General features: G+C 47.5%; 20 protein-coding genes, 12 tRNA genes and 1 riboswitch. Of the genes, 30 read left to right on the top strand and 2 right to left on the bottom strand.

Annotation, left to right across the window (positions count from 1 at the left end; genetic code table 11):
* Positions 1 to 62 precede the first annotated feature (62 nt).
* The 23 genes from ASG89_RS35020 to ASG89_RS34910 all read left to right on the top strand — a co-directional run bounded on the left by ASG89_RS35020 (position 63) and on the right by ASG89_RS34910 (position 11,060).
* Positions 63 to 138 (top strand) — tRNA-Asn (locus tag ASG89_RS35020).
* 29 nt (positions 139 to 167) lie between these two features.
* A tRNA-Ser gene (locus ASG89_RS35015) sits at positions 168 to 259 on the top strand.
* A 34-nt stretch (positions 260 to 293) separates the two neighbouring features.
* Positions 294 to 368 (top strand) — tRNA-Glu (locus ASG89_RS35010).
* 23 nt (positions 369 to 391) lie between these two features.
* Positions 392 to 467: transfer RNA gene (locus ASG89_RS35005), tRNA-Val, on the top strand.
* A 74-nt stretch (positions 468 to 541) separates the two neighbouring features.
* Positions 542 to 618, top strand: a tRNA-Met gene (locus ASG89_RS35000).
* A gap of 31 nt (positions 619 to 649) precedes the next feature.
* A tRNA-Asp gene (locus tag ASG89_RS34995) sits at positions 650 to 726 on the top strand.
* A gap of 19 nt (positions 727 to 745) precedes the next feature.
* Positions 746 to 821: transfer RNA gene (locus ASG89_RS34990), tRNA-Lys, on the top strand.
* An 18-nt stretch (positions 822 to 839) separates the two neighbouring features.
* Positions 840 to 919: transfer RNA gene (locus ASG89_RS34985), tRNA-Leu, on the top strand.
* 158 nt (positions 920 to 1,077) lie between these two features.
* Entirely contained in the window at positions 1,078 to 1,329 is a 252-nt protein-coding gene (locus tag ASG89_RS34980; RefSeq protein ID WP_057315945.1) for a DUF1450 domain-containing protein, read from the top strand.
* Between the two features lie 113 nt (positions 1,330 to 1,442).
* A complete protein-coding gene (locus ASG89_RS34975; RefSeq protein ID WP_057315944.1) occupies positions 1,443 to 1,952 on the top strand; it encodes a ferritin in 510 nt (169 codons plus the stop codon).
* A 133-nt stretch (positions 1,953 to 2,085) separates the two neighbouring features.
* Positions 2,086 to 2,712 carry a GyrI-like domain-containing protein gene (locus ASG89_RS34970; RefSeq protein ID WP_057315943.1) on the top strand — a complete coding sequence of 209 codons (627 nt, stop codon included), beginning with the start codon at positions 2,086 to 2,088 and terminating at the stop codon, positions 2,710 to 2,712.
* A 57-nt stretch (positions 2,713 to 2,769) separates the two neighbouring features.
* Positions 2,770 to 3,225 carry a hypothetical protein gene (locus ASG89_RS34965; protein ID WP_057315942.1) on the top strand — a complete coding sequence of 152 codons (456 nt, stop codon included), beginning with the start codon at positions 2,770 to 2,772 and terminating at the stop codon, positions 3,223 to 3,225.
* A 25-nt stretch (positions 3,226 to 3,250) separates the two neighbouring features.
* Positions 3,251 to 3,949: an AIM24 family protein gene (locus ASG89_RS34960; RefSeq protein ID WP_057315941.1), complete on the top strand. Its 699-nt coding sequence runs from the start codon at positions 3,251 to 3,253 to the stop codon at positions 3,947 to 3,949.
* A 101-nt stretch (positions 3,950 to 4,050) separates the two neighbouring features.
* Positions 4,051 to 4,125 (top strand) — tRNA-Gly (locus ASG89_RS34955).
* Positions 4,126 to 4,131: 6 nt separating this feature from the next.
* Positions 4,132 to 4,208: transfer RNA gene (locus tag ASG89_RS34950), tRNA-Arg, on the top strand.
* Between the two features lie 20 nt (positions 4,209 to 4,228).
* A tRNA-Pro gene (locus ASG89_RS34945) sits at positions 4,229 to 4,305 on the top strand.
* 18 nt (positions 4,306 to 4,323) lie between these two features.
* Positions 4,324 to 4,394 (top strand) — tRNA-Gly (locus ASG89_RS34940).
* A gap of 125 nt (positions 4,395 to 4,519) precedes the next feature.
* Complete coding sequence (locus ASG89_RS34935) at positions 4,520 to 5,467, top strand: acetylxylan esterase (protein WP_057315940.1); 948 nt, start codon at positions 4,520 to 4,522, stop codon at positions 5,465 to 5,467.
* 178 nt (positions 5,468 to 5,645) lie between these two features.
* Positions 5,646 to 6,158 (top strand): GNAT family N-acetyltransferase, encoded by a 513-nt coding sequence (locus ASG89_RS34930; protein WP_057315939.1) that lies wholly within the window; start codon positions 5,646 to 5,648, stop codon positions 6,156 to 6,158.
* Positions 6,159 to 6,254: 96 nt separating this feature from the next.
* Positions 6,255 to 6,417: riboswitch (cyclic di-AMP (ydaO/yuaA leader) on the top strand.
* 3 nt (positions 6,418 to 6,420) lie between these two features.
* On the top strand, positions 6,421 to 7,311 hold the full coding sequence (locus ASG89_RS34925) for a C40 family peptidase (protein ID WP_063868301.1): 891 nt from the start codon (positions 6,421 to 6,423) through the stop codon (positions 7,309 to 7,311).
* Positions 7,312 to 7,495: 184 nt separating this feature from the next.
* Complete coding sequence (locus tag ASG89_RS34920) at positions 7,496 to 8,155, top strand: hypothetical protein (protein ID WP_057315938.1); 660 nt, start codon at positions 7,496 to 7,498, stop codon at positions 8,153 to 8,155.
* A 367-nt stretch (positions 8,156 to 8,522) separates the two neighbouring features.
* Positions 8,523 to 9,056, top strand: coding sequence for a spore protease YyaC (gene yyaC / locus ASG89_RS34915; RefSeq protein ID WP_157276921.1), 534 nt, complete (start codon positions 8,523 to 8,525; stop codon positions 9,054 to 9,056).
* Positions 9,057 to 9,125: 69 nt separating this feature from the next.
* Entirely contained in the window at positions 9,126 to 11,060 is a 1,935-nt protein-coding gene (locus ASG89_RS34910) for an ABC transporter ATP-binding protein (RefSeq protein ID WP_063868299.1), read from the top strand.
* A gap of 447 nt (positions 11,061 to 11,507) precedes the next feature.
* Here the strand turns inward: ASG89_RS34910 and ASG89_RS34900 are convergent, their stop codons facing one another.
* On the bottom strand, positions 11,508 to 12,089 hold the full coding sequence (locus ASG89_RS34900) for a hypothetical protein (protein WP_157276920.1): 582 nt from the start codon (positions 12,087 to 12,089) through the stop codon (positions 11,508 to 11,510).
* Between the two features lie 185 nt (positions 12,090 to 12,274).
* Here ASG89_RS34900 and ASG89_RS34895 point away from each other — a divergent pair, with 185 nt between their 5' ends.
* The 4 genes from ASG89_RS34895 to ASG89_RS34880 all read left to right on the top strand — a co-directional run bounded on the left by ASG89_RS34895 (position 12,275) and on the right by ASG89_RS34880 (position 14,270).
* Positions 12,275 to 12,571, top strand: coding sequence for a hypothetical protein (locus ASG89_RS34895; RefSeq protein WP_057315935.1), 297 nt, complete (start codon positions 12,275 to 12,277; stop codon positions 12,569 to 12,571).
* Positions 12,565 to 13,200, top strand: a complete 636-nt coding sequence (locus tag ASG89_RS34890; protein WP_057315934.1) for an HAD-IA family hydrolase — start codon at positions 12,565 to 12,567, stop codon at positions 13,198 to 13,200. The genes ASG89_RS34895 and ASG89_RS34890 overlap by 7 nt, the downstream gene beginning before the upstream one ends.
* Positions 13,201 to 13,364: 164 nt before the next feature.
* Positions 13,365 to 13,841, top strand: a complete 477-nt coding sequence (lspA, locus tag ASG89_RS34885) for a signal peptidase II (RefSeq protein ID WP_057315933.1) — start codon at positions 13,365 to 13,367, stop codon at positions 13,839 to 13,841.
* Between the two features lie 93 nt (positions 13,842 to 13,934).
* Positions 13,935 to 14,270, top strand: coding sequence for a hypothetical protein (locus tag ASG89_RS34880; RefSeq protein ID WP_057315932.1), 336 nt, complete (start codon positions 13,935 to 13,937; stop codon positions 14,268 to 14,270).
* 63 nt (positions 14,271 to 14,333) lie between these two features.
* Here the strand turns inward: ASG89_RS34880 and ASG89_RS34875 are convergent, their stop codons facing one another.
* Positions 14,334 to 16,481: a DNA topoisomerase III gene (locus tag ASG89_RS34875; RefSeq protein WP_057315931.1), complete on the bottom strand. Its 2,148-nt coding sequence runs from the start codon at positions 16,479 to 16,481 to the stop codon at positions 14,334 to 14,336.
* Between the two features lie 178 nt (positions 16,482 to 16,659).
* Between ASG89_RS34875 and ASG89_RS34870 the strand changes: the two genes are divergently transcribed.
* The 3 genes from ASG89_RS34870 (at position 16,660) to ASG89_RS34860 (ending at position 19,408) form a co-directional block, all read left to right on the top strand.
* Positions 16,660 to 18,282, top strand: coding sequence for a diguanylate cyclase (locus ASG89_RS34870; RefSeq protein WP_057315930.1), 1,623 nt, complete (start codon positions 16,660 to 16,662; stop codon positions 18,280 to 18,282).
* A 20-nt stretch (positions 18,283 to 18,302) separates the two neighbouring features.
* On the top strand, positions 18,303 to 18,986 hold the full coding sequence (locus ASG89_RS34865; protein ID WP_057315929.1) for an NAD(P)H-binding protein: 684 nt from the start codon (positions 18,303 to 18,305) through the stop codon (positions 18,984 to 18,986).
* A 128-nt stretch (positions 18,987 to 19,114) separates the two neighbouring features.
* Positions 19,115 to 19,408, top strand: coding sequence for a Dabb family protein (locus tag ASG89_RS34860; protein ID WP_057315928.1), 294 nt, complete (start codon positions 19,115 to 19,117; stop codon positions 19,406 to 19,408).
* Positions 19,409 to 19,438: the final 30 nt, after the last annotated feature.

Below are 19,438 nucleotides of genomic sequence, written 5' to 3'. Positions count from 1 at the left end.
TCCAGCGTCGATGGTACTTGAACCGCAGGGTTCTGGGAGAGTAGAACGTTGCCAAGCATTGTTCCCTGATAGCTCAGTTGGTAGAGCACTCGACTGTTAATCGAGTTGTCACAGGTTCGAGTCCTGTTCGGGGAGCCATATATTTTTTAAACCCAGGCCTTTTTTATGGAGAGGTGTCCGAGCTGGCCGAAGGAGCACGATTGGAAATCGTGTAGGCGTCACAAGCGTCTCGAGGGTTCGAATCCCTCTCTCTCCGCCATAAGAGCTTTCAAATTAGAAAAGCCTGTTTACGAGGCCCGTTGGTCAAGTGGTTAAGACACCTCCCTTTCACGGAGGTAACAGGGGTTCGAGTCCCCTACGGGTCACCATTACCATTAATTCCTTATCCCATGGAGGCTTAGCTCAGCTGGGAGAGCATCTGCCTTACAAGCAGAGGGTCGGCGGTTCGATCCCGTCAGCCTCCACCATTTTATCTTTTCAGAAGAAAGTAAGGATGATTTGCGTTTTTTCTGGAAACAATAAAATATCTTGTTAACATTGTCGCGGGGTGGAGCAGCCCGGTAGCTCGTCGGGCTCATAACCCGAAGGCCGCAGGTTCAAATCCTGCCCCCGCAACCAACCTCTTATTAAGAGGAGATTTACATAGTGTGGAGCTGTGGTGTAGTGGCCCAACATGCCTGCCTGTCACGCAGGAGACCGCGGGTTCGAATCCCGTCAGCTCCGCCATTTTTTATTAAAACAGCATGAGTCATTAGCTCAGTTGGTAGAGCACCTGACTTTTAATCAGGGTGTCGTAGGTTCGAATCCTACATGACTCACCATTGCCTTATTTACAGCATGCGCGTATGGCGGAATTGGCAGACGCACTAGACTTAGGATCTAGCGGGCGACCGTGGGGGTTCAAGTCCCTCTACGCGCATCCAAACAAACAGAAAGAGCTTTCTTTGATCCTTATGTGGGATTGAAGAAAGCTCTTTTTTGCGTACAAGCTCATATAATTTTTGGTTGACATTGATTATTATTATCACTAATATCAAAGAGTAGAGATTTACGTGACTTGGCGGGAGGAGATCGCATTTGAAAACGATTAAATACTGCTGCAGAAATGAGAAATTCGGATCCAAACAAATATATAAATCCATTAAGAACGAATTCCCTGATTTGAAGCAGAAGAAGAAAGAGTGCCTCGGCAATTGCAGACATTGTAAGAAAGAATGTATCGCCATGATCGGGAAGAAGAAGCTGCTTTGTGCAGAGTCACCGGACCATTTATATGCTCAGATTAAGGAAATCATAACGGCGTCTAAGACCAAAAGCGTGACGGCTTGAATCTAAATCTGCTAAAATTACTACTTCCGTTTGTATTTGTATGCACAATTCTGTTAATCTTGTATGTATGGGGAATACGCAAAAGATAACCATACAGAAAGGTGTGTGCACAGATGCTAAACGATACACTAACAGAAGCGCTCAATGAGCAGATGAATTATGAGTTTTATTCCGCGCACGTCTACTTAGCTATTGCTGGTTATTGCGCTGCGGAAAGCTTGGATGGATTTTCGAACTTTTTTAAAGTACAAGCAGAAGAAGAGAAGTTTCATGCCATGAAGATTTTTAAATTTATTAATGACCGTGGGAAAAAGGTCAGCTTTGATGGTATGAACACGCCTGTGAATCAGTACGAATCGATTTTGGATGCTTTTGAACATGCTTACCTGCATGAGCAAGAAGTAACGAAACGAATTTATCACCTATCCGATTTGGCATTGAATGATAGAGAGCATGCGACTATGCAGTTCTTGAAATGGTTCATTGACGAGCAGGTTGAGGAAGAAGCCATGTTCGATAGCATCATCAACAAGCTGAAACGTATCGATAAAGATAGCAATGCGTTCTATATGTTGGATGCGGAATTTGCACAACGTTCCTTCACACCGCCAGCTGCGGAATAATTACATACCCTACTCATGAGACAAAAGCTTACTTGTTTCGCAAATTTGCGAAAAGTAAGTTTTTTCTGTTTGTTGCCATACAGTTGTCAGGGATTATTTTGTATAGTTGTAGAAAAATGAAAGGAAGTACCTCATGGAGAAATTAGATTTAGCCAAGGCTTATAAAACGTATTACACAGCTCCAACGAAGCCTCAAATTGTTGAATTTGAACCTATTTCTTATGTCACGATCGTAGGGAAAGGGGACCCCGATGGTATAACTTTCGCTAATGCAACAGAAGCGCTGTATACAGTCGCTTATGGTGTTAAAGGGCATTGTAAGAAGGCAGAGAAAGACTTTACTGTACCGAAGCTAGAAGGGCAATGGTGGGTGGATGGCGATCTTAGAACAGCGTTAGAGGTGCCGAGAGAGGAGTGGCACTGGAAGCTGTTGATTCGGATGCCGGAGTTTGTAACGGCGGAGCTCGTAGAAGAAGCACGTAGTGCTGCACTAGCGAAAAAGAAGGAGCTTAAAGTTATAGCGGATGTTGGGTATGAAACTTTGCATGAGGGACTCTGCGTCCAGATGCTGCATGTGGGACCGTATGCGACAGAACCGGAAACATTGGCACAGATAGAGCATTTCATATCACAGGAGCAACTCAGCTACCGTGGTCTTCATCACGAGATTTACTTATCAGACCCGAGGAAGATGGATCCTGCCAGGATGAAAACGATATTGCGATATCCTGTTCAAGCGATAGAACTGGTGATGGGGTGAATTTTGTTGTAAAATAGAACATAATGTCGAGCAGCCAACCTGGGGGAGGGATAGCGGGTGCGAATACGTATCATATCTAAGTTAGGACAAGCTTTAGGTGTCTTTATCATCATCGTCGGGTTCATGTACCCAACACCCGCTGCCCACGCCTCATGGTTGGATCAGATAAAGGGAATCTACGAATTACCAAGCAATGTGGAACAAATCCAGAAGGATTATGAGGCTACGAAGCAGCAATTAGAAGAGCAGAAGGACAAGTTGTCGGAAGCCGTCAGGCAGTCTCAAGAAATCGAGGATCGTCTCCTCAGTCAGAACGAGGCACTCAAGAAGGACAACGAGCAGTTACAAGAACGGTTGAAGGCGATGGAACAAGTTGCGCTGGATAAGGATAAACGAAATCGCAAAATAACCTATATGGTGATTACGGCGGCTGCGCTGGTTGTAGGCTATTTCTTGCTTGGACGTGTGTTTCGTTTCTTCGTATGGCGTAGACAGAAACGTGGGCTGCGTTAGCAGGCTAGTGTGAGGAGGTTGTGTCATGAAGGTCATCTTTGAAAATGCGAGCTTGCAAGCTAGGATGGCTACGCTTCAGCTTGAGCAAGGCGAAGCAGTTCATGTGCTTCATCCCAACCAGATTGTAGCCTTTCAAGGGATGTCAGAGTTGCGTGAGGATGCTTTGATGAAACTGCCCGGTATGTTTAGGAAAAAGCGCTTATTCCAATCACGTGTTAGTGGTCCAGGGCAATTATTAATGGGACTGCCTGAAGCTTATAGTTTGGCTGTAGTGCCTCTAGAGGCCGAAGACGATCTATTATTTGAGTTTCGTCATGTGCTGTTTTATACGGAAGGTGTGACCTTTACAACGCATCTACAGAGCTTCAAGAATACATTGATTACACAGGATCTTGTCAAAATGCAATTTCATGGTCCCGGTAAGCTAGGCTTGTTAACAGCGGGCCCTTTGCATCAGATGGCTTTAGATCCGCAGCAGCCTTTGTATATCGATGTTAGCTGTCTAGTGGCTTATCCCCGGCAGGCGAATCTCCGGCCCAGTGTGTATGGCAATACATTGGCTAGCCAGCACATGAACTATCATTGGGAGATCACGGGGCATGGGCATGTGTTAATGCAGCCTTGTAAGCCAGATCCCAAGCTGGACGAGCATATGAAATCGGATAGCTTCCTGCGTCGGATCGCTCGAGAAGTACTGCCATTTGGCGGAGTTTTCATCAAATAATAAATATATTAAAAAAAAGTTGCATTTGTTCTAAATACCTGATATATTATTCCTTGTCGCCTCTGAGAAACAAGTGCAGAGCGAATGAGTAGTAACACCGTGCGGAAGTGGCTCAGCGGTAGAGCATCGCCTTGCCAAGGCGAGGGTCGCGGGTTCGATCCCCGTCTTCCGCTCCAATATTTGCGCCCTTAGCTCAGCTGGATAGAGTATTTGACTACGAATCAAAAGGTCGGGAGTTCGAATCTCTCAGGGCGCGCCATTTACACTTTATCTTCACTACGGGACGTAGCTCAGCTTGGTAGAGCACCTGCTTTGGGAGCAGGGGGTCGCATGTTCAAATCGTGTCGTCCCGACCATTTTAGAATTTTTTATATGCGGGCGTAGTTTAATGGTAGAACTTCAGCCTTCCAAGCTGATCGCGCGGGTTCGATTCCCGCCGCCCGCTTACTTAACGAAAGGCCACCTTTGGGTGGTCTTTTGTTTTTGTATTGGAGTTTTTCATATTTTCCAATAGTCATACACGTGTATCTAGGTTAAAATGGGAAAAACATGCAAAGGGGACTTACCGAAATGAACGCTATTGAAAATCGGATTCATGGGTTACATCAGTATCATTCGGAGTTAACGGCGACGGCGGATCTGGCTGCATTCTGGGAGCGTACATACGCGGAAGCTATGCAAGACGCATCCTATACAAGAGAGCCGGTCGCTTCATCTTTTGTACAAGCGGAAGTGAATAAGATCGTATTGCAAGGTGCTGCGGAAACACCGATCTATGCTTGGTTGATGCTCCCTAATGCGGAGAGCAAGTCGAAGAAGGTTCCTTGTGTTGTTACATTCCCTGGCTATACGGGCTCCAAGGGAAGACCCGAGGATCATGCTGCTTGGCTGCTTATGGGGTATGCGGTACTTGCAGTTGATGTACGCGGGCAAGGCGGCGAAAGCGGTAACCTGCTGCCACAGGAGACCGGCATGACGAGAGGATGGATTACACAGGGTATTCTTGATGCGGAGACGAGCTATTATCGAGCAGTTGCGATCGATTCCTTACGAGCTGTTCAATGTGCATTAGAGCAGCCAGAGATCGACAGTGAGCGGGTATTCGTATATGGTGGAAGCCAAGGCGGCGGGCTGGCGCTACTCGTAACCGCGCTCGAGAAGCGCATTCGAGCAACGATTGCTCATGTTCCGAATCTATGTCACATGGATCTAGGCCTCTTGAATTCGGTTAGTTCGCTTAGTGAGGCAGCGGATTTCGTTACTCGTTTCCCAGAGTATCTGCCTGATGTACTGCGAACGGTTTCTTATTTCGATATCGTGAATCTGGGTGATCGTATTCAGCAGCCTGTTCACGTTACGGTAGGGTTGAAGGATACGTGCTGCTTACCTGAAGCGATTTTCGCTGCGTATAACCGAATCGAATCCGCACACAAGTCAATTGAAGTTTACCCTTTCATGGGGCATGCTACACCACCTGGCTCCCATGCAATGGCACATGCCTTTTTCTCAAAATGGTAGGTCTACAATAAGTGTCACATAAAGCTTGCCATACCCTACCTTTCCGAGATCTCATTGATCCGTGTGGTGGGGTCTTTGAGCTTGCGAGTGGATGATGGTTTGTTCAGCTAGCTCCAAAAGAAGTAAGAAGATTCGTAGTTGGATAACCTATAGTTAACTTGAAGGGAGGTGCTGGCAGATGGAAAAAGTGGATTCCTTTGAAGAGGTATTCGAGTTGATGGAAGCGGCTTTTCCTGTAACGGAAATTAGGACGTACGAAGGACAGCGGGCGCTGTTATCTCATCCTAATTATAGAATCGATGTTGAGAGAGATGCTCAGGGGCAATTGCTTGGTTTCTTGGCCAGTTGGAACTTTAGCACGTTTCGATTTGTGGAACATATTGCAGTGGGCGCTGCCATCAGAGGTGGTGGGATTGGCAAGCAAATACTGACGACGTATATGAGCAGTGCTACTACGCCTATTTTACTGGAAGTCGAGCCTCCAACGGCCGTAGATGCTACCCGGAGAATAGAATTCTATAAGCGCTGCGGATTCTATTTGAACCTATTTCCTTATGCGCAGCCTCCCCTCAGAGAAGGGCAATTGCAATTGCCTCTCAACATCATGAGTTATCCGAATCCATTGACTGAAAGTGAATTTAATCCCTGTAAGCATATACTGTTTACCGAGGTGTATAAGCAGCTGCTCTGAAAAGAGTAGCCGTTTTTATGTGCTTTTATATAAAAAGGAAACACTTACCAACGTTCAAAAGTTGTCAGCCTAAAACGAACTATGCTAGTCTAACATAGACAAAAAATGCCGAATCTCAAAGCATCGAAAGCTTTGGTACGGGGGACTTCTTTACTTGGGGTGAATGAATGCTCAATTAGCCATAGGCTAATGGGGTGTACTAGGGAAAACCTCTTCCCGAACCCGTCAACTAACCTCGGAGGCTTCAAGGAGGCACAACGTTTTGAAACTTTTTACCAAAAGCTTTATTTGTTCATGCGCTCTTCTAGGCGCAGCTATTACTCTGTACGCCGCTCCCTCCACGCATGCCGCTGCCCCGGACACTTCTTCGGTGAAGGTTCAGGTCAATGACGAATTAGTGCATTTCCCGGAAGATCAGCCGTTCATTGATACGGGAGGTAAGCTTCAGGTGCCACTACGCGTGCTATCGGAGAAGTTGGGCTATCAAGTGGGATGGGCGAAGCAAGGCGATGAAGTCGTCGTCACGCTTAAGAACAAGGAACAGGCGATTCAACTCACAACGGACGAAGAGCAAGCGATCGTGAACAGTAAGTTAGTTGAATTAGAGAGCACGCCAACTTTGGTTAAGGGGAGTACCTATGTCCCTATGCGCTTCGTGACCGAGACATTTGGATCTGCGATTACATGGAATGATGCGAATAAAATCGCTATCGTGGAAGTGGATGGTAAGACTCATAAGCCAGCTTGGATTGCACCGCCACCAGCAGCGTCAGCAGTGCTCAAGGTCGTTCAGTCATCCGTTTCAGCTCAAATTATTCAAGCTGCAACGACTTTTAAAGGGACACCTTACCGATGGGGAGGAACTACACCCAAGGGCTTTGACTGCTCTGGATTCGTTCGATATCTATACGAGGCCAAGGGTATCGAGCTGCCACGCACCTCCGTGCAAATGTACGATCAGGCGGGGTCAAGAGTGACGGATTTGAAAGAGGGAGACCTCGTCTTCTTTGCTTCAGGTATCGTCAATCATGTGGGCATTTACATCGGGAATAATCAATTTATTTCCTCGACAACGTCCGTTGGTGTAACGGTTGATAGTCTTGCTAGCTCCTATTGGGGCTCCAGATATGTAGGTGCCAAACGCGTGTTATAAAGCAGTTACGAAATGAAGTATAAGTAACGGAGTAAGAGCGTATGTTCGCGATGTCTTTCTTTATGGAAAGCAAAGCGGCAGATGCTCTTTTTTTTGCGCGGATTTGTGCGATTTTTATCGAATTTTTGAGAATTATAGCCTATAATGGAACAATGGTTGGAAGAAAGCAGGTGGCGCGTACGGCATGCAAGTCAGTGTCTGGAAAAGCTGGTTTCATAAAATTAAAATGTCGGGTCGAACAGATCGCATGTATAACGTTGAATCAGGTCCTGCCATACCGGAAGACATTCGGGTCGTGATTAAGCAATTTTTTCACACGTATAACCATTTCAAAGGGGCTAGGCAATACCAAACGGATACGTTTATTAAAGAAGTATTTTACGCAACGAAGCAAGATCCAAGGGATCAGCGCTCCATAGATGAGATGGAATCTTATATTCAGAACAAGAATGTGAATCGGTTACGACTGAAATCTTATGTAATTGATGAATATTTACGTGTTGGTGAGAAGGTGTGCATGATTGGTGTGACGCGGGAGTTCAGCAATGGGCATCGCAATCGTGTGCTATATTTTATCATACAGGAAGAAGGCACTTGGCGGTTTCATCATATTGTGAGGTCACATCATGGTAAGATTCTTGAGAAATTCCAGGTGAAGGAACAGGTTGGCTTTGTGGTTGGGGATGATAAGGTAGCGCTGCTCTTTCTAACACATGCCGATTCGGCGGATGCTTCAACGTATATGTTGGGGGATTATGTTCACTCAGAAGGCTATCTGGAAGTGGAGCAAGAGGTCAGCGGTCAGCTCTATTATCGCATTGTTCGGATGAATCGCGTACATTAAGAAGGTTGATTGTCAGATCTATAAGTGCATGTTCAAATAGTCCGGTTTTCTGCACCGAGCAGATTGAAAGAAGCTAGGAAATGAGGAGCGGAGCGTAGTGTAAGCTACGTGAGCACCGGAAGTTCCGGCTGAATTTAATATTCGATGTCGAATATGCTTCATGGACTACTTCGTGATCAAAAGTGGAATTTTTTGAACAACCTTTATAAGCGGCATGAATAGGCTTTGCTCGGTCGTCGAGTAACGCTTATTTGGTGTGCCCGAATACGGAGTGTGCAAGTGGACACAGCCTATTACTATATGAAAGAATGGAACTATCATGCATCAGGTGGAAGGTTAGGTGTACATGGCTGAAAGGGAGGCAAAGATGGAGATAGAACAGATGGAGCTGGAAGAGCAGTTTTGGAAAAAAGTAGATGGTGAGCAGTTAGGACAAATTCTGCAAAAGATTGCATTGAGCAAGGAGCTGAAGCCTAGTCAGCTTGCATTCGTGTGTATAGGGACAGATCGCTCAACAGGCGATTCCCTAGGTCCACTTGTGGGAAGTAAGCTCGCAGAGCTGGGCTATCCACATGTCATTGGCACGCTGGCAGAGCCGTGTGATGCCACTAATTTAGCGATGCGCATGCAGGAAATTCCACCGAATGTTGTTGTAATTGCGATAGATGCTTGTTTGGGACGGAAATTGAGTGTGGGTTTGTACCAATTGTCGAACCAGCCACTGGCTCCAGGACAATCAGTAGGTAAAGATTTACCTCCTATTGGTGATTACACGATTGCGGCGATCGTGAATGTGGATGGGCCTAGACAGTATAATGTTCTGCAAACGACATCATTATATCGTGTGATGCAGATGGCAGAAGAAGTAATTCGTGCAATTGTTTATGCAATTCCTTTGTAGCTGAGGGGCAGCAAAGAGGAGAAAGATCGGAGTGATGAGTGAGTGATCGGATCAGGTGGGCCAGGGGGAATGGGGCGGCTTTCCGACCGGAATCGTCCAAAGGCTAAGTTGAAGGATGTATCGATACGAAGGATTCTGTTTTTGTTCAAAAGGTATTGGGGACAGCTCTTGGTGATTGTCGGCTTGGCGCTGCTTGCGGCAGTGATGGGGTTGATACCACCTCTAGTGATGAAAGAAATTATTGATATCGCTATTCCGCAGGGACGTGTTCAGCTACTGTCCGTAATGGCGCTGATGTTAATCGTGCTGCCTGTTTTGAGCGGAGTGATTGGCGTATGGCAAAACCATCTCAATACCAAAGTAACCCAAGGGGTTATTCGGGATTTGGGGCAGTCGTTGTTTCACAATTTGCAGCGGCAATCGATGTCGTTCTTCACAGACGCACGCTCTGGCGAAATTGTTCAGCGGATCACCGGTGATGTGCAGTCTGTCCAGAGTGTGGTTACGTCTATTGTCGTCTCTTCGATTACGCAAATCGTCATTGTCATCACGACAATTGGTATATTGTTTGCGTTAGATTGGAAGTTGGCGATCATATCGGTGCTTATCCTGCCACTTTTCGTATTGCCTGTGAAAAAGGTGTCCAAGCTGCGGAAAGACTTACGGATTGAAACGCAAAAGGTACGCTCCGACATCACCTCGCAGCTAAATGAAAATTTTGGTATTTCGGGTGCGTTGTTGACGCGGATTTTTGGCAGAGAGAAGCAGCAAGAGCATGAATTCACGACGATGAATCAAAAGGTGATGGATCTCGAGCTCCGGCTCAATCTGGTCGGCCGTTGGTTCGGAATGGCAACGAGCACATTAGGGCCGTTAGGCACAGCCATTATTTATATCTATGGCGGCTACTCTGTCATTCAGGGTGATATGACTCTAGGCTCGATCGTCGCGTTCACGGCGTACTTGGGACGGTTGTATATGCCAGTAGGGACATTGCTGAATCTACATGTCGAGGTAGCGACAGCGCTGGGGGTATTTCAGCGGATTTTTGAGTATCAGGACATGGTGCCTGATGTCATGGATGCTGATGGCGCATGCCAACTGGGGCCTGTGGCGGGGCATGTGCGATATAAGCAGGTTTCTTTTGCTTATAAGGTTGGGGAGAAGGGGAGAACGGGGGAGCGAAGGAAGACGGAGAAGCAGGGCGGAGAAGCTGAGAGCGGGAAGCAGGCGGAACGAGGCGGAGAAGCTGAGAGAGAGAAGCTGGCGGAACGAGGCGTAGTAAGAGAGAAGGTGCAGTATGCGCTACGCGACATCACCTTCGAGGCGCAGCCTGGTGAGATGGTTGCGCTTGTTGGACCTAGCGGCGCCGGGAAGTCGACGCTGATCGGGATGATCGCTCGGCTGTACGACCCGACAGCCGGCGTAGTTGAGGTCGACGGCGTGAACGTCCGCGACGTGGAGTTAGCGTCACTGCGCGCGCAAATCGCGTATGTGACGCAGGAGTCTTTTCTGTTCCACGCGACGATCGGTGACAACCTGCGCTTTGCGCAGGAGAACGCTACGCGTGAGGAGATGGAGGCCGCTTGTCGGCAGGCCTACATCCACGATTTCATCGTGTCGCTCCCCGAAGGATACGACACGATGGTTGGAGAGCGCGGCCACCGGCTCTCCGGAGGCGAGCGCCAGCGGATCGCGATTGCTCGCGCGATCCTGAAGCGCCCGCGCATCCTCATCCTCGATGAGGCGACGTCGCACTTGGACTCGGAGTCCGAGTCCTATGTGCAGGCGGCGCTCGAGGAGCTGATGCAAGGGCGCACGACGCTCGTGATCGCGCACCGGCTCTCCACGGTGCTGGCCGCCGATCACATTCTGGTGATCGAAGCGGGCAGCGTCGTAGAGCGGGGCACGCACAGCGAGCTGCTAGCACTGGAAGGGCTGTATGCGCGGCTGTACAGCACACAGTTCGCGAAGGCTGCCGAAGAGGCAGCGAAAGGCAATTGAGGGGCAGCCACGCGGGAAATAAGGCCCCGAAAGGGGCCTTATTTCAGAGAGAGGCGACCTCGGCGCAGGCAATAACGCCCCAAAAGGGCGTTAAATGCGGGCATGGCCCGCTGAATGGGCGAAGGCGCGGGCAATAAGGCCCGAAAGGGGCCTTATTGCAGAGCGAGGCGAACTCGGCGCAGGCAATAACGCCCCAAAAGGGCGTTATATATGGGCATGGCCCGCTGAATGGGCCGCGACAGGCAGATTTACTCTGCCTACTGGCGAAAAAGAAGGATATTCCCCCAGGTCAATTGACCTAGGGGGATGTCCTTTTTTTGTTAACTCCTTATTTGTATAAATGATCAAGTGTGTGTAAGCGTACGAAATAACGTAGGAGTAGGAGGAGGAGGAGGAGGAGGAGAGGGAGAGGGAGAGGAGTACGGAGATTAACGCCCTCACATTCGGTTACTCCACCCGAACATTCGCCTGCGGATTAGCAATCACGGTATTATGAGCTCCGTGGCTCTCGATCATGGCATCTGTGCTATCCGCTATTCCTGCCGGATCCAGTTTGGTTCCTTCGCGCAGTAAGTAGCCGAAATACAAAACGTAGTACGATACGATGATGAAGAATACACCAGCGGTGACGGGATCTTTTGTAAATTGAGAGAAATCAGCAGGCGTGAAGGTAGTTGTTGACCCCGTGGTAATAGCAACACTCGCGTAGCGATACGCGATGCGACCAAGGAAGAGAACAAGGACGGTGACTTCAATCCAGAGATGTGTGCGATAGTACCAGCCATCATGTCGATGCTCGAAGCGGGTATGACGAATCGCAGTTCGCCCGAGCAAGGCGCCGCCGGCAAGTCCGATCAAATAGCCGATGAAATGGATGGGATGCACGAAGCCCAAGCAGAGAATGATCACTCCGATGAAGCTGAACAAGGATAGACGAAAGATGAGTCTGCCACGAGAAAGTTTTTGAAAGCCAATGGTGCGCTTCGCCCGTCGATAAATAAAAAAGCCAAAGATAAGACATGGGATCACATAGTGTAAGGTGTCCTGCATGGGGAAGTACCTCCAAACCTGTCAGTGTATTTCCTAATTGTAGCAAATTTGGACGGACTATCGTGAGAAATGTTATCCCGTTTACAAAATTGTGTCATACACTTAATAGTAGTTCGATAAACTTACTATTACACACTCAAAGTGCCGTAAGGAGTTGACGGTAAATGGCTATGATCACTCATGTTAATGTATGTAACACATTTAATGAAATTTACTGTTGTCTTCGTAATAAAGTTGTGAAGCTGGATGTTCAACAAAAGGATCAATTTTGCAAGAGTTGCAAAATGTTCGCAGGTGGTGCATCGGGCTATGACGATGGTGTTTCTTGCACGTGGGAAGATTTGCGAACCGTAAATAATCCGCATGTGGTCCTAGATCCAGCCCAAGAGTTTAAAGATAATCAAATTAAACAAGTGCCGCCCGAGGGTCCGGCCTTATTTGTATATACACCCAGATGGTAAAACACATCCTATTTGATTTTGACGGGACACTTGTGGATTCCAGGGCGCTTCTGGTTAAGCTTTATAATGAAATGGCTATCCAACATCGCTTTCGTCCCATCCGCGAACAGGATTTGGGTCCTTTACGCTCGATGTCGATATCCGAACGCGTAGATCGCTTAGGGGTACCCGTGCTCCAAATTCCTAAGCTAATGGTGGCAGGACGACAGCTGTATCACGAGAATATTCGATCACTGCAAATCGTGCCTGGGATGAAAGATGTGATTGCGAAGCTCTCCACACAAGGGGTAAAGAGCTCAATTCTTTCTTCCAATTCAGAAGCGAATATTCGGCTTTTTTTACGAAAAAATAAGCTGGAAGGTGCGTTTAAAGAGATCATTTCAGCGAAGCATATTTTCGGTAAACACCACTCGATTCGCAAAGTGATGAAGCAATGGGGAACCACGCCTACACGGATGATCTATGTCGGTGATGAGTTGCGTGATATTGAATCCTGTAAGAAGTTAGGTGTACCCATCGTAGCTGTGACGTGGGGATATGATTCACCTCAGCTACTCCTTAGTGGGAAACCAGACTATATGGCAAACACGCCTGGTGAACTATACCGAACGCTAATAAGCCTAAGTTGAGGAATGCAGCAGCAAAGAATAGGCAAGAGCCGCCACAGGGAAGGACTGAGGGGGCTTTTTATTTTTAGCCCAAAAAGGGTAATTCTGCAGAATTAGTAGTTATCCTTTCGTTTCAAGTAAAATAAGAGAGAGGTTGAAGTCCAAGAGTTGATGGGAGTGGGAGCATGCTATTTTATTCAATTATTGTTGTGATTACGGCTATTGATCAGCTGTCTAAGTATTGGATACGCTCGGTGATGGCGGTAGGTGAATCCATGCCCTTTTATAAAGATGTCATTTCATTCACGTACTATCAAAATAGCGGGGCAGCAGGCAGTTCGCTGCAAGGATGGGCTCCAATACTCGGTGTTCTTGCCATTGTCATTGTAGCTGGGATTTGGTGGTACCGTAGAAAAGGTGGCTTTTCGGGGATGTTAAAACAAAGCGCAGCTGCACTCCTTGTAGGTGGGGCGATTGGTAACGGAATTGAACGGCTTTTATTCGGAAAGGTCACCGATTTCATCGTTATTAACTCCGGAAATGGGATTATGAACATAGCGGATATTGCGATTAATTTGGGTGTTGTGCTGTATGTGATGGACATGCTTTTTGCACAGAGAGGCAATTGGAAGGGAAAAGGGAAGGATCCACAATTTTCCTAGGTATTTATGCCCTAAAATTAAATGATGGTCTAGATCTAAAGAACTATTTATGGTATCCTTCAAGTAGGAATATGTCATTGGAGGGATGGTCACATGAAAGCGGATCGACAAGTACTTGTTGATGAGTTTTTTACGATGATTCGAAAGCTGAATCGCACGGGATCCGATATTATGCATGTGAGGGAATTTTTCTGGCGATCGTCTGAAATTCGTGGATTTATCCCGCCAACGGTTGAGTTTATGACGGTTCTCAAAGCTTATAATGCGGTGCTGTTTCATGAGTTTCGTAAATCACTAGTGCCTCATACGAGCATGCATATCTTAGCGAATGTTCACATGGAATCAGGAGATGCACTGGTTAGCTTGGGGATCACAACGTTAGAAGATCTCGAATTAGCGGTTAAAGGCAGGATATTAACCAAAGCATAAAGAGTCGTCATAGATAAAAGAGCCCAAGCGAAGAAGGGAGTCGCTTGGGCTTTATTCATGTTATTAGTCTTCTTTCTTTTGCTGCAGGGCTGCGAGCAGCTTATCTGCGAGCGAGTTCCCAACACCGGCAGAATCGGAGAATTGCTCGATCAACTGGCGGTTGACCTTGGCAGTAGCTTTGCGACCTCCGCCCTTAGAATCACCGTCGATTTTCTCAACCACATTGCAAGGACGACACTGAAAATATTTGCCAGCTTTACCCGTGTGAATTTCCATCTTCTTATGGCATTGTGGGCACCGGTGGTTCGTTAATTGTCCGTCAGCTTCACGTTTATAAGAGCATTCACGACTGGAGCATACGAGATAACGACCTCGTTTGCCTTTGACTTCTTGAAGGAACTCGCCGCAATCGGGGCATTTACTGCCGGTCAAATTATGCGGTTTATACGCTGCGGAGCTGCGTTTCACCTCGTCAACCAGCTCGACTACTTTCTTGCGAATTCCGCTGAGGAAAGCTTCCATGCTTCCTTTGCCTTTGGAGATGCGTTCAAGTTCCTGTTCCCAGCGTGCTGTGAGCTCGGGAGAACGCAGTTCCTCGGAAGCAAGCTCGATGAGCTGTGTACCCTTGCCGGTAGGGATGAGTAAGGAGCCCTGGCGCTCGATCGTGTCGGAGGATACAAGCTTCTCGATGATATCAGCGCGAGTCGCAGGTGTACCAAGACCGAATTTCTCCATCTGCGATAGCAAGGAAGCCTCGTTATGACGAGAAGGCGGCTTCGTTTGGCGGCTAACTTGCCGAACGTTGCGAGCGGTAACTGCGTCTTTCTCTGAAGCTTGCGGCAGCAGCTGGCCTGTATCTTCCTCAGATTCATTGTCTTCTCGATCGGGATCAGTGAAATCGGTGGCGCCGTAGACGTCTTTCCAGCCGGCTTGCTTCACGACTTTGCCTGAAGCATAGAGCTTCTCTCCGGCGATTTCAATTGTTAGCTTCGTTTCATCGTAGCGGCAAGGACCGCTGAATAAAGCTAAGAAACGGCGAAGAATCAGATCATAGAGTCGACGTTCATCTGCACTTAATGTTGCAAGTGAGATGGCTTCACCCGTCGGGATAATGGCATGGTGATCACTCACTTTTGAGTCGTCGACAATTCGCTTCGTTATCGTCAGAGGCTTCCGGATAAAAGGTGCTGCAAGCGCTGCATAGGGGCCAATCGCAGCCCCTTTCAAACGGCCGAGCAAGGTCGGTACCATATCTGAGGTCAAATAACGCGAATCCGTTCGCGGATAGGTGACTAGCTTATACTGTTCATAAAGCCGTTGCAGAACATTCGAGGTCTGTTTGGCAGAGAAGCCGAATTTGCGGTTCGCGTCGCGCTGCAGCTCGGTTAAATCATAAGCGAGCGGATGCGGAATCTGCTTCTCGGTCTTATTCACTTGCACGATGCGGCCGCTCTGGCCTTGCAGCTTGGCTTTCAAGCTATCTGCGCGCTCGCGGTCCCATATGCGCGAGTCGCCGGTCTTCGGGTCCCGCCACTGGGCGCGGAAGGACCCGAGCTCGGCTTCGATCAACCAGTAGTCGACGGATCGGAAATCACGGATTTCCGCCTCACGGTTGATCATCATGGCCAGCGTGGGCGTCTGTACACGCCCAGCGGATAACGACGCGCCGAACTTGCTGGTCAGCGCGCGGGTTACATTAAGGCCGATGAGCCAATCGGCCTCGGACCGGCAGACGGCTGCTTGATACAGCCGGTTGTAGTCGGTGCCAGGCTTCAGCTGTGCGAAGCCTTCGCGAATCGCCTGATCCGTCTGCGACGAGATCCAAAGCCGTTTGAACGGCTTCTTCCAGCGGATCATTTCCATAATCCAGCGCGCGACGAGCTCGCCTTCGCGCCCCGCATCGGTTGCGATGACCAGCTCCGACAGATCGCCACGGCGGCTGAGATGCTCAATTGCACGAAACTGCTGCGAGGTTTCTTTCATGACTTTGAGCTTCATTTTGCCTGGGATAATAGGCAGATCTTCAAGGTTCCACGTCTTGTACTTGGGATCGTAATCATCAGGCTCAGCGAGCGTAACGAGATGGCCGAGCGCCCAGGTAACGACATATTTGGCACCCTCGAAGTGGTGTTTTTGTTTCTGATTACAGCCCAGTACACGAGCAATTTCTTTGGCTACACTTGGTTTTTCAGTTAGTACGAGAATTTTCATGGGGGCATTTACCTCTTTTCTTCATACCAAATAGCATAAGCGAAAGGGTTCTACTTTTCAAACGGACAGTATTTCGAAATATTCGTACGTTTATGGCGAAAATCAGCGAAATTTGTCTATTTTCATCCTAATATGAGGTATAATGGAGATATATAGAATAAAAAGGGGGGAAACCTCGATGGGGCATATATTTTCTCATTTTACCGATCATACCATTAAAACAAGACTTCAACTCTGGATAAGCGGGATTATTTTGTTACTGGCTTTTTCAATCATCGTTCCTTTTTACTTCGTAGAGAAGAGCAATCGGTTAGAAGAGGCTAGGGTTCAACTCAAACAAGTGATTGCGTTACAGAGTTTATATATCGAACGCTGGAATCAAGAAAAGTTGGACGCGATTAATCGTTTCGCACTTTCAGATAATGCCAAGTTTCACCGTATTGGCGATTTGAAACGGGAGTTTCAAGATTATGCCAAGGTGAATTCGGAGTTTTATTCGATTACGTTCGTTGAGCCGGATGGCAATATTCGCACAGATACGACTTCGATTTATGTGGGAGATCGTCAGTACTACAAGCTAGGCAAGGAAAAGAAAAGCTTTGTTTCGGGTATTGTGATGTCCAAAGAAAATGGAAATCCTGTGATTACATTTTCCTCTCCGGTACTCGGTGATCATGGCGAATTTAAGGGGATTGTGCTTGGCATTGTTACACTTGAGATGCTGAATAAACTGATGGCTCAGCTTAGCTTTGGGGATACGGGGGAAGTCTATGTGCTGGATGCACAAGGCAATATTGTAACTGCCTCAAACTGTGCGGAGAAAGGTACAATTACACAACGTGTGACATCGGAAATTTATCACCGTGCTGTGACGAATAGTACGGATTATAGTGCGTATATTGGCTTCCGTGGTGAGAGTGTGTATGGTCAATACCAATGGTCACCAGGGGAAAACTGGCTTGTTGTTGGGGAAATAACTCAGAGTGAAATTTTTCGGAAGTTAAATGAATTAAGTATTACGATTATTATCATTTCCTTGATTGCACTGCTGCTCAGTGTCGCGGCTGCTGTGATGATTGCCTCCAAGATCGAGAGACCGATTCGCTACCTGCTGCGTGCCACGAAGATCATTCAGAAGGGGAATTACGATTACCAGATCAATGTGGATAAAATTAGAAAAGCTCCCGTGGAGCTGCGACAATTAGTGGCTACATTCAATCTCATGTCCGATCGGTTGAAGTCCAACATTTCGTTATTGGAGCATTCGGCATGGATGGATCAATTGACAGATGTTCATAATCGACGCTATATGATGCTAGAAGGCAACAAGCAATTGCAGTCGTGTATTTACTCTGGACAAACCTGCTCTGTCTTGATGATGGATATTGACCATTTCAAGAAAATTAATGACACATATGGTCACTTGGTTGGTGACGGTGTTCTCCATCATGTCGCGAGTATCCTGAGACGGTATGCGGGAGACGATGCGATTGTGGCGAGGTATGGCGGCGAGGAATTCATTCTATTACTGCTGCGGAAGGATGCGCAAGAGAGTATTGCATTAGCCGAGGAATTACGGAATATCTTAATAGATGAACCATTTATTAAAGAGTCCTTAACGGTCAAAATAACGACAAGCATCGGAGTCGCAGAATATTCACCGACATTGGAGTACGGAACGATGGTGCTGGAAGATATGGTTTCTAGAGCAGACCATGCGCTGTATCGCGCTAAGTCAGGAGGAAGAAATCGTATCGAAGTTGATACCAAAAGGTTGTATGATGAAGAGGATCATGTATAAATATGACGCGGAGGTGTGCAATGAAGGGGAGAACGGCGATTGTTGCGGGAGGATCGGGCTTAGTCGGCAAGGAACTAATCAAACAGCTATTGAACGATCCGGACTATGATAAGATTATTGCGTTAGTTCGTAAGAAAATGGATCTAGATCAGGTTAATGGACTTGGGAAGCTAGAGCAGCGAGTAATTGATTTCGCTAAGCTGAGTGAGAGTCTGAAGTCCTCGGAATTCTCACATGCTCATGTATTCTGTACCTTAGGAACAACGATCAAAAAAGCAGGCTCGAAACAACAATTCCGCAGAGTAGACCGCGATTATCCCCTCCTGTTAGCTGAAGTGGCAAGCAAGGGACAAGCAGATAGCTTCGCCATTGTCACAGCGATGGGAGCAGACCGCACATCCTCCTTTTTCTATAATCAGGTAAAGGGAGAAGTGGAAGACAAGCTGCGGGGCATGCGACTTCGCTCACTTCACTTGCTTCGGCCCTCACTCATTCTTGGCAACCGTGGGGAATTTCGATTAGGTGAGAAACTGGGAGGTATCGTTTCGCGGGCCATTGCTCCGCTAATGACGGGTCGCCTTCGCAAGTATCGTCCCATTCATGCACGAACGATTGCTACGGGCCTAATAAGAGCTGCAAAGTCGGGGAAAACGGGAGTTCAGGTGCTGAGCTCCGATCGGATTGCCTCTATTGCGAGTAGATGATCGGCCAGGATAGCCGCTTGAGTACCTTCGTCACGCAAAATGGGAGTGGTACTCGGCTTGCGTTTTTGTTAAGATAAATGTCGTTCATTATTAATGTCCTAAATGAGTATAGAAAGAAGGTTCACATCATGATTGATCATATCGTCCTTGTTAAATTTGCTGAAACAACATCGCAAGAGCAATTGCAAGAGGTTGTTGACCGTTTCAAAGCTTTGCGTCCACATCTGACAGGCATCGTTGATATTCAAGCAGGTCTTAATTTTTCCGAGAAAAATCAAGGCTTCCAAGTCGTACTTTCCGTTCGTTTTGAAGATAAAGCGGCCTTGGCAGCTTACGGTCCGAATCCAGAGCATCAAGCGGTAGCCGCATATATTCGTGAAGTTGGTCGTGTAGACAGCTTAATCGTGGATATCGAGATTTAGAGGATGGGCCGCAAATCCTGCCTAGATTGT

This window comes from Paenibacillus sp. Soil766 (assembly GCF_001428105.1).
In the GTDB taxonomy this organism is placed as follows: Bacteria; Bacillota; Bacilli; order Paenibacillales; family NBRC-103111; genus Paenibacillus_E.
Note: the sequence above shows the minus strand (reverse complement) of the source record. Positions and strands in the feature narration are given on the sequence as shown.